Source organism: Bacillus sp. FSL W8-0223 (assembly GCF_038006805.1).
GTDB classification, from domain to species: Bacteria; Bacillota; Bacilli; order Bacillales; family DSM-4216; genus Bacillus_O; species Bacillus_O smithii.
On record NZ_JBBOVX010000001.1, the window covers coordinates 1,451,527 to 1,465,628 of the forward strand.

The window sequence follows — 14,102 nt, forward strand, 5'->3', positions numbered from 1 at the left end:
AATGGTTTCCAAGGGGCTGACGTCGGGCGGAAGGCCAGATTTTTCAGCATGCTATGAACTGCCCAGCGTAGCGTGTCTTGAGTGATTGAGTGAGTCAGGCCTTTGGACTCACCCCCCTTTTCATGAGACATAAATGGGTGAAAGCGTAAAAAAGAGAAACGAGAGGAAAGCGAAAATGGTCACCTGAAATGGCCGTTGAAGTGAAAATGGAATGGCTGCAGATCATTCATTATATTATATGACGGGATAAAAAACAAGCACCCGAGAGTGGGTGCTTATTGTCATTATACACGTTCAACTTTTCCGGATTTTAAAGCTCTTGCAGAAACCCAAACCCGTTTTGGCTTACCGTTAACTAGAATGCGCACTTTTTGTAAGTTTGCTCCCCAAGTACGCTTGTTGGCATTCATAGCGTGGGAACGTCTATTTCCGGTACGCGTTCTGCGACCAGTAATCACGCATTGTTTTGCCATTTGATTCCCTCCTAACTGCAGAAGCTGAAAATGTTCAATTTCATTACTTCCTTATCTTCAAACAGACACTAATATAATTTAACATAGAATATTGGTTAATGCAATATCAGGAAGGGAAAAGACACCGATGAATCTCTGGCTTTTTAGCTATTAAGATGTAAAAAATGACCAAATCATGGGAGGCAAAGCTTTTGTTCACAGTTAAAATGGATTTTGAAGGATTAAACAGCTGTCTGTTGTACTCATGCACAAAATTTGATGTTCAATAGAAGCCATCTGGCTGTACGTTCATTGATCTGTATGATAGAAAAGGAAGGAAAAGCAAGAATGAAAGAGTCATTTCTCATCTCTTCTTGTAATAAAATAAGTTGGGTTTGGTTGATTCACAAGGACAGAAGGGAAGAGGACTTATTTTTAATATGATAGGAATTTACGAATAGGAGACAAAAACTGGAACAAAATATCTTTCAAGAAAAACACCTTGACGCTGATCGATTAATTTGGAATGATAAGAACGGAAGGTTCACTTTTAAAAAGCCCCTATGTATAGTAAAATGTTTGTAACAAAGGAAGAATCCGATAAGGAGGGCTCTTTTCATGTCGATTGAGCTAAAAACGAAGTATGGAACGGTAGATATTTCTAATGAAGTCATTGCCACTATTGCCGGTGGAGCTGCTGTAGATTGTTACGGCATAGTGGGTATGGCGTCCAAAAATCAACTGAAAGATGGATTAACGGAAATTTTGAGACGAGAAAATTTCACCCGTGGCGTGATTGTTCGGCAAGAAGGCGATCGGATTCATATCGATATGTACATTATCGTTAGCTATGGAACGAAAATTTCCGAAGTGGCCCATAACGTTCAAACGAAAGTAAAATATACACTTGATCAAACAGTTGGGCTGTCAGTTGATACAGTCAATATTTTTATACAAGGTGTCAGGGTGACGAACCCTTAGTGAGGAGGAAAAAATACGTGTCGATAACATCTTTGGATGGTAAGCGTTTTGCGGAAATGATCATTGCCGGTGCCAATAACTTGGCTGCCAATGCACAAATGGTCAATGCATTAAACGTATTCCCTGTTCCTGACGGCGACACGGGAACAAACATGAATTTGTCTATGACTTCCGGAGCTAAGGAAGTTCAAGAACATTTAACAGATCATGTAGGTAAGACTGCGGCTTCCCTTGCAAGAGGATTATTGATGGGAGCGCGCGGCAACTCAGGTGTGATTCTTTCCCAATTATTCCGTGGGTTTGCTAAAGCAATTGAACAAAAAGAATGGATTAATAGCCAAGAATTCGCTAATGCTTTTGAAGCTGGAGTAGATACAGCTTATAAAGCGGTCATGAAGCCGGTAGAAGGAACGATATTAACGGTTGCGAAAGATGCTGCAAAAAAAGCCGTTCTAACGGCTAAGCATGAGCGCGATATTGTGAAAGTGACGGAAGCATTGCTGGAAGAAGCGAAAAGCTCTTTGAAACGAACCCCAGAATTGCTCCCGGTGTTAAAGGAAGTGGGGGTAGTCGACAGCGGGGGACAAGGGCTTGTCCTTGTATATGAAGGATTTTTAGCCGCTTTAAAAGGGGAACAATTGCCCGGAACTCCTGCGATTGAACCGACGCTTGACGAACTCGTCAAAGCGGAACATCATAAAGCTCAAAGCTTCATGAAAACAGAAGACATTGTGTATGGCTATTGTACGGAGTTTATGGTTCGTTTGGAAAAAGAGAAACTCAAAGATCATCCATTTTCAGAAGAAAAATTTCGGGAAGACCTTAGCCAATTTGGCGATTCTCTGCTTGTTGTTGCAGATGACGAAGTGGCTAAAGTACATATCCACTCGGAACGACCTGGTGAAGTGCTTACATATGGACAGCAATATGGAAGCTTCATTAAAATAAAAATCGAAAACATGCGTGAACAGCATAGTCAAATTGTAGGGGAAACCCACCAACAGCTGCATACGGATACAAAGAAGAAAGAGAAACAGCCGTATGGGATTGTAACGGTTGCCATGGGAGAAGGAATTGCTGAAATGTTCAAGAGCATAGGAGCTTCTGCAGTCATTCCGGGCGGACAAACGATGAATCCAAGTACGGAGGACATCGTCAAAGCGGCGCAGGAAGTTAACGCTGAAAAAGTCATCATTCTCCCAAATAATAAGAACATTATTTTAGCAACGGAACAGGCAAAAGAAATGATTGATGCAGAAGTAGTGGTGGTCCCTTCGAAATCGGTTCCCCAAGGAATAGCCGCTCTGCTTGCTTTTCGTCCAGACCAAAGTTTGGAGAAAAATCAGGCAGCTATGGCGGAAGCGATGGCTCATGTTAAGACGGGACAAATTACGTATGCCGTTCGAGATACGGCGATTGACGGCATTTCCATTGCTAAAAATGATTTTATGGGCATTTTAGATGGAAAGATTGTAACGACCAGCAAAGATAAAATGGAAGCTGCCATACATTTAATTGAGAATATGGTGGAAGAAGATAGTGAAATTATCACCATTTTTTATGGTGAAGATGTTTCCAAAGAAGAAACAGAAGAACTCGTTGCTTTCATTGAAGAGAAATATGAGGATTTGGAAATAGAAGTTCATAATGGAAAGCAACCGCTTTATTCTTTTATTATTTCGATTGAATAGGAAAAGGAACTAAATCGAATATTGGGAAGTCGACGAATAGAAGGGGATATTCCCCTTCTATTTCGTATGGAAATCATTTTAATTAAAAAAATGATTTCGTTGGGAAAGATGGAATATGGCGGCTGTGTGAAACGGGACTATTAACCCTTTTTGAATTCAATCACGAAACAGAAAGCTTTAGCCAAAGTAAAAAAGTGATAGAAAGGTGCTGCCTCTGTCAAAAGTATCTTTGCCATTCACGATAATGATAGTCACAGCAGAAGGGGGGGATGCGGTGGCTCTCCTGTAGGAGATGTCCGTAATAAGGGGGAGACATCGCAAAATAACCGTGAATAATCTGCTTTCTCGAGACGTTGGTGTTTTAAAAGGGATCGGTAAAGAAACAGCCAATTCGCTTGCGGAAATGAACATTTACTCCATTAAGGACTTATTGGAATATTTTCCTTACAGGTACGAAGATTACCGCTTGAGAGACTTGGCCGATGTCCCTCATGAAGAGAGGGTAACGGTCGAAGGGAAAGTTCACAGTGATCCTTCTGTCATGTATTACGGTCGGAAAAAATCACGTTTAACGTTTAAACTTCTTGTAGATCGCTATTTAGTGACAGCGGTCTTTTTCAATCAGCCCTTTTTAAAGAAAAAAATCAAACTGAACGATACGATCACAGTCACCGGAAAATGGGATCGCCACCGTCAAACGATCACTGTGCAACACTATCATCTCGGTCCCTACTCATATCGCAGCGAATTTGAACCGGTATATTCTTTAAAGGGAAACATCACGTCCAATATGTTGAAAAAATTTATTGCAACCGCCCTTAATGAATATGGAGATTATATTCGAGAAAATCTACCGACCGCATTTCTTGAAAATTATAAATTACCGGGTCGCCGGGAAGCCATTCGGGCGATACATTTCCCGAAAAACGCGCAGGAATTAAAACAGGCGCGCCGTCGTTTTGTGTACGAGGAATTTCTATACTTCCAATTAAAAATACAGGCGTTGCGAAAATTTGAGAGAGAGCATTCAAAAGGTCAAGAGCAACATTATGATGTGAAAAAACTTAGAGAATTTATTCAACATTTGCCATTTCCTCTGACTAATGCTCAGAAACGTGTGATCAATGAAATTTGCGCCGATTTAAAATCGCCTTACCGTATGAACCGATTGCTTCAAGGAGATGTTGGTTCGGGAAAAACTGTCGTGGCTGCCGTTTGTTTATATGCAACGATTACAGCAGGCAATCAAGGAGCCTTGATGGTGCCGACGGAAATATTGGCGGAACAGCATACGGCGTCTTTACGTGAACTTTTTGAACCTTTTGACGTCACCGTTGAGCTGCTTTCAAGTTCTGTAAAAGGAAAGAAAAGAAAACAGGTATTGGAACAGCTGGAAAACGGAGACATTGATATTTTGGTAGGTACTCACGCTCTCATACAAGAGGATGTAAATTTCAAACAATTAGGCACGGTCATTACGGATGAACAGCATCGATTCGGAGTTGAACAAAGAAGAGTGTTGCGGGAAAAAGGAGAAAATCCCGATGTGTTGTTTATGACGGCGACGCCGATACCGAGAACGCTGGCGATCACCGCTTTTGGAGAGATGGATGTGTCCATCATTGATGAAATGCCAAAAGGACGAAAAGCGATTGAAACGTATTGGGCAAAGCATGATATGTTTGAACGTGTTCTAGCCTTTATGGAAAAGGAGCTGCGTCGAAATAAGCAGGCATATGTGATCTGCCCGCTGATTGAGGAATCTGAAAAGCTGGACGTGCAAAATGCCATCGATATTCATGCCCAATTAACCCATTATTTTCACAACCGCTACAACATCGGGCTGATGCACGGACGACTAAGTGCTGAGGAGAAAGACCAAGTGATGAATGCATTTAGTCGCAATGAAATTCATGTTCTTGTTTCCACAACTGTTGTCGAGGTCGGAGTGAATGTTCCAAATGCTACCATTATGGTGATTTATGATGCTGATCGTTTCGGACTTGCTCAGCTGCATCAATTAAGGGGACGTGTTGGACGAGGGAATGAGCAATCGTATTGTATTCTAATCGCTGATCCTAAAACAGAAGTAGGTAAAGAACGTATGAAAATTATGACGGAAACGAACAACGGGTTCGTTTTAAGCGAAAAAGACTTGGAATTGCGCGGACCGGGAGATTTATTTGGGAAAAAACAAAGCGGGTTGCCAGATTTTAAAGTGGCTGATGTCGTTCATGATTATCGTGCGCTGGAAACAGCCCGGAAAGATGCGGCCGAGCTTATCCAGTCAGATGCTTTTTGGACCACCGAAGAATACGAACCGCTGCGCACGTATTTACAAGAGTCGGGAGTCCTGTCTGGCGAAAAGCTGGATTAACCAAAAAAGAGAGGTCGTTTCCTTCCGCATCCTTTACTCTCACTCGTCGGGAGGAAAGATTTGAATGATTGTCTCGGTTGAGGAAGAAAAACGTTTACAAATTACGAACGGAATGCCAATATGATCTTGCATTCTATATTTTTTGATTATATACTACTGTTAGTACCTAGTACTAATATCGGATGGTGTATAATATGAGATTATCCAAAAAAGAACGGCAAAAAAGGCTCCAGGAGACAATTGAAGACAATCCTTTTATCACCGACGAAGAATTAGCAGAACGATTTCGTGTGAGTGTGCAAACCATTCGATTAGATCGTATGGAACTTTCCATCCCGGAGTTGCGGGAACGGATTAAACACGTGGCAGAAGAGCGATTTCGGAACGAAGTCCGTTCTCTCCCGATTGAAGAAGTGATCGGTGATATTGTTGATATAGAACTTGATAAGAGCGCCATCTCCATTTTTGATGTGAAAGAAGAACATGTTTTTAGCAGAAATAAAATTGCCAGAGGCCATCATCTTTTTGCCCAAGCCAATTCGCTTGCAGTCGCTGTGATCAATGATGAGCTTGCTCTTACGGAAAAAGCCAACATTCACTTTACCCGTTCTGTCAAAGAAGGAGAGAGGGTAGTAGCAAAGGCGAAAGTATCAAATCCTCAAACGGAAACGGGAAGAGCGATTGTGAAAGTAAGAAGTTATGTTGGACAAGAGCTGGTATTTTATGGAGAATTTACTATGTTTCGTTCGAAATCAACAACAAAGGATGAAGAACTATGAAAATAGCAGTAGACGCCATGGGCGGTGACAACGCCCCGAAAGAAATAGTGCTGGGAACAAACAGGGCTTTAGAAGAGTTTCCGGATTTAGAAATTGTTTTGTTTGGAAAAGAACAAGAGATTAAACAGTATTTAAAAGCAAGCGATCGAGTGAAAATTGTACATACGGATGAAGTCATTCTGGGGACGGATGAACCCGTAAAAGCAGTTAGAAGGAAAAAAAATTCATCCATGGTTTTAATGGCTGAAGCGGTAAAATCAGGAGAAGCAGATGCGTGCGTGTCTGCCGGAAACACAGGGGCTTTAATGGCCACGGGACTGTTCGTGGTTGGAAGAATTCCGGGAATTTCCCGTCCGGCTCTCGCCATCACGTTGCCGACAGTTGACGGAAAAGGCTTTTTAATGCTTGACTTGGGAGCCAATGCTGAAGCAAAACCGGAGAACTTGCTTCAATATGCTTTGATGGGGACGATATACTCTGAAAAAGTTCGGGGAATATCCCGTCCGCGGGTAGGACTTTTGAATATTGGAACCGAAGAGAAAAAAGGAAATGAACTGACGAAATCGACATTTGATCTATTGTCCCATACAAATCTCAACTTTACGGGCAATGTGGAAGCAAGAGATTTGCTTCAGGGGGCAGCGGATGTCGTTGTGACAGACGGATTTACCGGAAATATGGTGTTAAAAACAATCGAAGGAACGGCTCTTTCTGTTTTTTCTATGACAAAAGAAGTCATGCTGTCGTCATGGAAAACAAAATTGGGAGCTAGCTTGATGAAATCGGAATTATCAGGGCTGAAAAAGAAAATGGATTATTCGGAATATGGAGGCGCCGGGCTCCTTGGGTTGAAAGCACCAGTCATTAAGGCTCATGGATCTTCCAACGCCACAGCTTTTTATAACGCCCTTCGCCAGGCGCAGGAAATGGTCAAATACAACATAACCGGAATTGTGAAGGAAGAAGCGGAAAAACTGCAAAATCAAGAAGCGTAAGGAGAGACAAGAATGGGAAAAATAGCCTTTGTATTTCCTGGACAAGGATCACAAACAGTTGGCATGGGGAAGGAATTGGCACAACAAGATCAGGAAGCTGCCGCCCTTTTCGCTAAAGCAGATGAAAAACTTGGTTACTCGTTAAGCGATATTATGTTCAATGGTCCTCAAGAGACGCTCACACTGACGTACAATGCTCAGCCGGCTTTATTGACTGTAAGTTCGGCGCTAGTGAACAGGCTCAATAAAGAGGGAATTCATGCCGATTATGCCGCTGGACACAGTCTGGGAGAATATTCTGCGTTGACTTATGCCGGAGCTCTCCGTTTCGAAGATGCCGTTTATACTGTGCACATGCGTGGACGTTATATGGAAGAAGCAGTTCCGGCAGGTGTAGGGACAATGGCTGCCGTGTTGGGCATGGAGCGTGAAGAACTGCTGAAAGTGACGGAAGAAGTATCGCAAGGCGGGGATAGTGTCCAATTAGCCAATTTGAACTGTCCTGGGCAAATTGTCATATCGGGGACAAAAAAAGGCGTCGAAACAGCTGGAGAACTGGCCAAGGAACGTGGAGCTAAAAGAGTCATTCCACTGCAAGTGAGCGGGCCGTTCCATTCTAGTTTAATGAAGCCTGCTACAGAAAAACTGGAAAAAGTGTTGGATCAAATAGAGATTCATGACTGCAAAGTCCCGGTAGTCGCCAATGTGGACGCCCGTCCGGTTCAACTTGCCAGCGATATTCGTGCTAAGCTGTTGGAACAGCTTTATTCTCCTGTATTGTGGGAAGATACCATTCAAACACTTTTGGAGCTGGGGGTTGATACTTTTATTGAAATTGGGCCGGGAAAAGTACTGTCTGGTTTGATTAAAAAAGTGAACCGCCGAGTTCGTACATTCGCCGTTTCGGACGAAGAATCGATTCGGTCCACCGTTCAAGAACTGAAGGAGGGAACAGTGTGAGATTAGAAGGAAAAGTGGCCCTTGTGACAGGGGCTTCAAGAGGAATCGGCCGGGAAATAGCACTTGAGTTTGCAAGAGAAGGAGCCGATGTAGCTGTTAATTACGCTGGCAGTGAAGAAAAAGCCCGTGAAGTAGCCGAAGAAATTAAAGCAATGGGAAGAAAAGCACTCCTTGTTCAATGTGATGTTTCGGATAGTCAAGCTGTTCAAGATATGATAAAATCAGTTGTCGATTACTTTGGTGGTTTAGATATCCTTGTCAATAACGCTGGTATTACGAGAGATAATTTGATTTTGAGAATGAAAGAAGAGGAATGGGATGCTGTCATCAACACGAACTTAAAAGGTGTCTTTTTATGTACAAAGGCAGCAGCACGGGCCATGATGAAGAAAAGAAGTGGTCGCATTATCAATATTTCCTCTATTGTCGGGATTACTGGAAATCCAGGTCAAGCGAATTATGTGGCAGCCAAGTCAGGGGTAATCGGTTTAACCAAAACCACCGCGAAGGAGTTTGCTTCGAGGGGAATTACGGTCAATGCGATCGCGCCTGGATTTATATCTACTGATATGACAGAAGACCTGCCAGAAGAAGTAAAAGAAGCCATGATCAAACAAGTTCCTCTTGCTCGAATAGGGGAGCCGAAAGAGATTGCAAGAGTGGCCTTATTTTTGGCGTCGCCTGATTCCAGTTATATGACTGGGCAAATATTGCGGGTTGACGGTGGAATGGGCATGTGATATAAGAGTTAAGTCGAAGTATTTGAGGGGAGGTGAGTAGAATGGACGACGTTTTAGAGCGTGTAACTAAAATTGTTGTGGACCGCCTAGGAGTGGAAGCATCTCAAGTGACGCTTGATGCTTCTTTTAAAGAAGACCTTGGTGCTGATTCTCTTGACGTAGTAGAACTTGTCATGGAATTGGAAGATGAATTTGAAATGGAAATTTCTGACGAAGAAGCTGAAAAAATCGTAACAGTCGGTGATGCTGTTAATTACATAAAAAGTAAACAATAATCGTCAGAAGTTTAAAGCGGTCGCTCGTCCTTCCAAAGGAGGCGGCTGCTTTTTTTTGTAAGAATCTTTGTTTCAAACACATTTATTCCCATATACGATTTTTTCTAATCCTCCTGTATACATATCGCAAATGGCAATTGTTTAACGGAAGAAATGACATTTCACATTCCATTAGTCAGAACACACGAAGGATCAACGATGATCGTCTTTCCAAAACAAATGATTGAATGTCCATGACCATAATGCTCGAAAAGTTCAACTAGTCATCAGTTTTTTTCATTAACTCTGATGAAAGTTGCACTTTTACACTGATTATTTCAGAAGGCTCTGTGCCGAAAAGAAAATTGGGAAAACATTTTGCGCTGAAAGGATATTTCGTCTAAACTTGTTATGTGAGTGAAGATGGAGGCATTCAGACTAAGAAGTTTTTCATTTTATGCTAGTGGAGGAACTTTGTAATGAGGAAACAATCCAAAGAAGACAAGAGAATAGAAGAGCAGCGATTTCGGCAGCTGCAAAAGAAGCTTGAAATTGATTTTCATGATCAAAGCCTTTTAATGCAAGCCTTTACCCATTCATCTTATGTGAATGAGCATCGAAAAAAGCCAAACGATGATAACGAAAGGTTGGAGTTTTTAGGAGATGCAGTGCTGGAACTGACGGTATCCAATTATTTATTCAACAAATATCCTTTCATGAGCGAAGGTGAATTAACAAAGCTGCGTGCGGCGGTTGTATGTGAACCTTCCCTTGTCGGATTCTCCAACGAACTGCAATTCGGTCAATACATTCGATTGGGAAAAGGAGAAGAGATGACTGGAGGACGAACGCGGCCTGCTTTGCTCGCTGATGTGTTTGAAGCGTTCATAGGGGCTCTTTATCTTGATCAAGGATTAGAGGTCGTTGTCCAGTTTTTAGAAAAAATCGTGTTTCCTAAAATCGATGCCGGTGCTTTTTCTCATGTGATGGATTTTAAAACTCAGCTTCAGGAAATGGTTCAAAGGGACGGAAACGGTATTTTAACGTATCGTATACTGCAAGAAAAAGGACCGGCCCATCATCGGGAATTTGTTTCTGAAGTTGCCTTAAACGGTCAGGTTCTCGGCGTAGGGACAGGGCGGTCTAAGAAAGAAGCGGAGCAGCGTGCCGCCGAACAAGCATTGTCTAAACTAAAACAAAATCAGAAATGACAGGGGGAAAATAAATGTTCCTCAAACGATTGGAGATCGTTGGCTTTAAATCGTTTGCTGACAGAATCACCATTGATTTTGTTCCTGGTATAACAGCAGTGGTTGGGCCAAACGGGTCGGGGAAAAGCAATATTACCGATGCCGTCAGGTGGGTATTAGGAGAGCATTCTGCAAAGTCGCTCCGCGGATCAAAGATGGAAGATGTTATTTTTGCTGGAAGTGATACCCGAAAAGCCTTAAATTTTGCGGAAGTTACGTTAGTTCTCGATAATGAAGATGAATTTTTGCCGCTGGAATATAATGAAATCAGTGTCACTAGAAGGGTGACTCGATCTGGTGAAAGCGAGTTTTTTATTAACAAACAGCCATGCCGATTGAGAGACATTGTCGAGTTGTTCATGGATTCCGGTCTTGGCAGGGAAGCTTTTTCTATGATAGGACAGGGCCGCGTAGAAGAAATTTTGAACAGCAAGCCGGAAGACAGACGAAGCATTTTTGAAGAAGCAGCGGGAGTGTTGAAATACAAAACGCGCAAAAAAAAGGCAGAGGCCAGATTGGCTGAAACGGAAGAAAATCTGAACAGGGTCAATGACATTTTGCACGAACTGGAACACCAAGTAGAGCCGCTCAAAATTCAAGCTTCTATCGCCAAAGATTATCTTCAGAAAAAAGAGGATTTAGAAAAGGTGGAAGTGGCTTGCATCGTTTATGAGATTGAAGAATTACATAAGCGATGGGAAAAATTGAGCAGCGAGCTGGATAGTCATAAAAAAGATGAAATGGCTCGATCGGCCGAAATTCAAAAAAAGGAAGCTAGGCTTGCGGAGTTGAGGGATCGGCTGACGGCATTGGATGAATCCATTAGTGATTTGCAAAATGTTTTGTTGGCGGCCAGTGAAGAATTGGAGAAACTGGAAGGGCAAAAAAAGGTATTAATAGAAAGAAAGAAAAATGCGGCTCAAAACGAAAGCCAATTAAGGCAAAATGTTATCGAACTTACAGAACGTCTTCAATCTTTGCAAAACGAAAAAGAGCTTCTCAAACAAGAAACGGAAAACTGTAAAGAGGAAGCGCTCGCCTTAAAACAATCACTCGCTGATAAACAAAAACAATTAAACGAGCTGGCCGACGACGTAGACGAACGGATTGATTCATTAAAAACCGATTATATCGATCATTTAAACAATCAAGCGTCTATCAAAAATGAGCTGCAGTACATTGAACAGCAATGGCAGCAATATGAAGCTCGCCAACAAAGGCTGACGAAGGAAAACGAAAAATATTTAAGCTCTCGTACTGAATTTGAAAACGAAAGAAAAAATTTAGAAAACGAGTTGAAACGAATTGAACTTGAGTTGAATCAGCACATTCATTCTTTCCAAACGGAAAAACGAACGCTTGAAGCACAGAAACAAAAATATGCGAAATTGGAATCGAATTTATATCAAGCCTATAAAATTCTGCAGCAAGCCAAGTCTCGTAAAGAAATGCTCGAAACGATGGAAGAAGAGTATGCCGGCTTTTTCCAAGGCGTAAAAGAAGTTTTGAAAGCTAAAAATTCGGTTCTTCATGGAATTGAAGGAGCGGTGGCTGAACTGATTGAAGTCCCGAAAGAATTGGAAAAGGCCATCGAGACAGCTCTCGGCAGTGCCACGCAGCACATCGTGACGGTGGACGAGCGTTCTGCCCGTGAAGCTATCGGATTTTTGAAGAAGCATCATTACGGCAGGGCGACTTTTTTGCCGTTGAATATCATAAAAGGCAAATCGATTTCCAATGACCTGATTGCATTGCTGCGATCGGATAGCCGTTTTGTCGGAATTGCGGCAGAATTGATTCGTTGTGAAGATAAATATCGTGACATCATTTCCAATTTGTTAGGAAATGTTGTGATCACAACGGATTTAAAAGCAGCTAATGATCTGGCTAAAAAACTTGGATACCGATTGCGGATGGTAACGCTTGATGGCGATGTCGTCAACCCCGGAGGTTCCATGACAGGAGGAGCAGTTAAACAAAAGAATGCTTCCATTTTAAGTCGCAAAAATGAGCTGGAATCTTTAAAGCAGGAAATCGAAATCATGGAACAAAAAACAACGGAGGCGGAAAAAAAGGTAAAGGAATTAAAATCGGAAATCCAATCCCGCGAATCTCATTTGGAAGAAATGCGAAAAGATGGGGAAAAGCTTCGTTTGCAGCAGCAAGAATGGAAAGCCAAATGGCGTGAAAACGAAATGGCCTTTGAGAATCTAAATGAAAAACTGGCCGTGTACGATTTGGAAAAATCGGAATACGAGCGGGAAAAACAAGCGTTGACAGAGCGAAAAGAGTCTTTGCTTCGATCTCTTGAAAATACAGAATCTGCGTTGAAGAAAATCAATGCTGAATTAGAACGTCTGACAGAGCAGAAATATCATGAGAAAGAATCAAAAGAAAAACTGCAAAGTGAAATCAGCGATTTGAAAGCATTATTGGCGGTTAAAAATGAGCAGCTTAACGCACGCAAAAAAGAACTTCAAAGAGTAGAAACGGAGATTGAAGTAGCATCCAACAAACAAAAGCAATTGGAAAACGATTTGAACGATCTGCAGTCCGAAATGGTGAACAGTGAAGACGGGGAAGTTCAAGTGGAAGCAGCTGCTAAGCAAAAATCCCAAGATAAGGAAGAGACAGCACGTCTCATCTCATTGAGAAGGGAAGAACGATTCAAGCTTCAGCAAATCATTGAAGATGAAGAACTTGAATTAAAAGAATTAAAACGAATTCACAAAGGTCTTGTCGAAGTTGTTCAAGATGAAGAAGTAAAGATTAATCGTTTGGATGTCGAACTAGAAAACCGTCTTTCCGTTTTAAATCAAGAATACAAGCTGACATTTGAAGCGGCAAAAGAACATTATCCGCTTACGATTCCCATTGAAGAAGCTCGCAAGCAATTAAAACTAATCAAATTGGCGATTGAGGAATTAGGGACGGTCAATTTGGGAGCGATAGATGAGTATAAGCGGATTTCCGAACGTTATTCCTTTTTGTTGGAACAAAAAAATGATCTTCAAGAAGCGAAAGAAACACTCTATCGTGTGATCTCCGAGATGGATGAAGAAATGGCTCGACGTTTCGAAGAGACCTTCACTGCTGTACGTAAACAATTTGGCTCGGTTTTTTCGCAATTGTTTGGTGGAGGAAGAGCTGAATTAAAATTAACAGATCCTGAGCATATGTTGACTACCGGTATTGAAATAATTGCTCAGCCTCCAGGAAAAAAACTGCAAAATTTGGGGCTTCTCTCCGGCGGAGAACGGGCGCTTACGGCCATTGCATTGCTCTTTTCGATTTTAAAAGTACGTCCCGTTCCATTTTGCATTATGGACGAAGTAGAAGCAGCGCTTGACGAAGCCAATGTCTATCGCTTCAGCCGTTATTTAAAGCAATTCAGCGAAGAAACACAGTTTATTGTCATCACTCACCGAAAAGGTACAATGGAAGAAGCCGATGTGCTGTATGGAGTCACAATGCAAGAATCAGGAGTATCAAAGCTCGTTTCCGTCCGGTTGGAAGAAACGAAGGAATTGTTAAAAGTGTAAGAAACACTTTTTCTTAATGTCTCATTTTGAACTTTTTCTTTTAAGAATCAAGCAATCTTCTGTTTAAGTCCAAATTCGATT

The 14,102-nt window shown here is 41.9% G+C and carries 11 protein-coding genes; 10 read left to right on the forward strand and 1 reads right to left on the reverse strand.

From position 1 onward, the window contains the following. Positions 1–284: 284 nt before the first annotated feature. Positions 285–473 (reverse strand): 50S ribosomal protein L28, encoded by a 189-nt coding sequence (rpmB, locus tag NST81_RS07160; RefSeq protein WP_003354536.1) that lies wholly within the window; start codon positions 471–473, stop codon positions 285–287. 597 nt (positions 474–1,070) lie between these two features. On the opposite strand from rpmB, the gene NST81_RS07165 reads away from it, so the two are divergent. The 10 genes from NST81_RS07165 to smc all read left to right on the forward strand — a co-directional run bounded on the left by NST81_RS07165 (position 1,071) and on the right by smc (position 14,021). Further along, positions 1,071–1,433, forward strand: a complete 363-nt coding sequence (locus NST81_RS07165) for an Asp23/Gls24 family envelope stress response protein (protein WP_003354537.1) — start codon at positions 1,071–1,073, stop codon at positions 1,431–1,433. 17 nt (positions 1,434–1,450) lie between these two features. Continuing rightward, positions 1,451–3,124: a DAK2 domain-containing protein gene (locus NST81_RS07170; protein ID WP_048623135.1), complete on the forward strand. Its 1,674-nt coding sequence runs from the start codon at positions 1,451–1,453 to the stop codon at positions 3,122–3,124. A gap of 328 nt (positions 3,125–3,452) precedes the next feature. Continuing rightward, a complete protein-coding gene (gene recG, locus NST81_RS07175; protein ID WP_048623136.1) occupies positions 3,453–5,501 on the forward strand; it encodes an ATP-dependent DNA helicase RecG in 2,049 nt (682 codons plus the stop codon). A 194-nt stretch (positions 5,502–5,695) separates the two neighbouring features. After that, on the forward strand, positions 5,696–6,280 hold the full coding sequence (gene fapR, locus NST81_RS07180; protein ID WP_048623137.1) for a transcription factor FapR: 585 nt from the start codon (positions 5,696–5,698) through the stop codon (positions 6,278–6,280). Then, positions 6,277–7,275 (forward strand): phosphate acyltransferase PlsX, encoded by a 999-nt coding sequence (gene plsX, locus NST81_RS07185; protein WP_048623138.1) that lies wholly within the window; start codon positions 6,277–6,279, stop codon positions 7,273–7,275. Before fapR ends, plsX begins: the two co-directional genes overlap by 4 nt. Before the next feature lie 12 nt (positions 7,276–7,287). Further along, positions 7,288–8,235 (forward strand): ACP S-malonyltransferase, encoded by a 948-nt coding sequence (gene fabD, locus NST81_RS07190; RefSeq protein ID WP_003354542.1) that lies wholly within the window; start codon positions 7,288–7,290, stop codon positions 8,233–8,235. Then, positions 8,232–8,975, forward strand: coding sequence for a 3-oxoacyl-[acyl-carrier-protein] reductase (gene fabG / locus NST81_RS07195; RefSeq protein WP_048623139.1), 744 nt, complete (start codon positions 8,232–8,234; stop codon positions 8,973–8,975). The genes fabD and fabG overlap by 4 nt, the downstream gene beginning before the upstream one ends. 41 nt (positions 8,976–9,016) lie before the next feature. Beyond that, positions 9,017–9,250: an acyl carrier protein gene (acpP, locus tag NST81_RS07200; protein ID WP_003354545.1), complete on the forward strand. Its 234-nt coding sequence runs from the start codon at positions 9,017–9,019 to the stop codon at positions 9,248–9,250. A gap of 458 nt (positions 9,251–9,708) precedes the next feature. Next, positions 9,709–10,440, forward strand: a complete 732-nt coding sequence (gene rnc / locus NST81_RS07205) for a ribonuclease III (protein ID WP_048623140.1) — start codon at positions 9,709–9,711, stop codon at positions 10,438–10,440. A 14-nt stretch (positions 10,441–10,454) separates the two neighbouring features. Then, entirely contained in the window at positions 10,455–14,021 is a 3,567-nt protein-coding gene (smc, locus tag NST81_RS07210; protein WP_048623141.1) for a chromosome segregation protein SMC, read from the forward strand. The last annotated feature ends 81 nt before the right edge of the window (positions 14,022–14,102 follow it).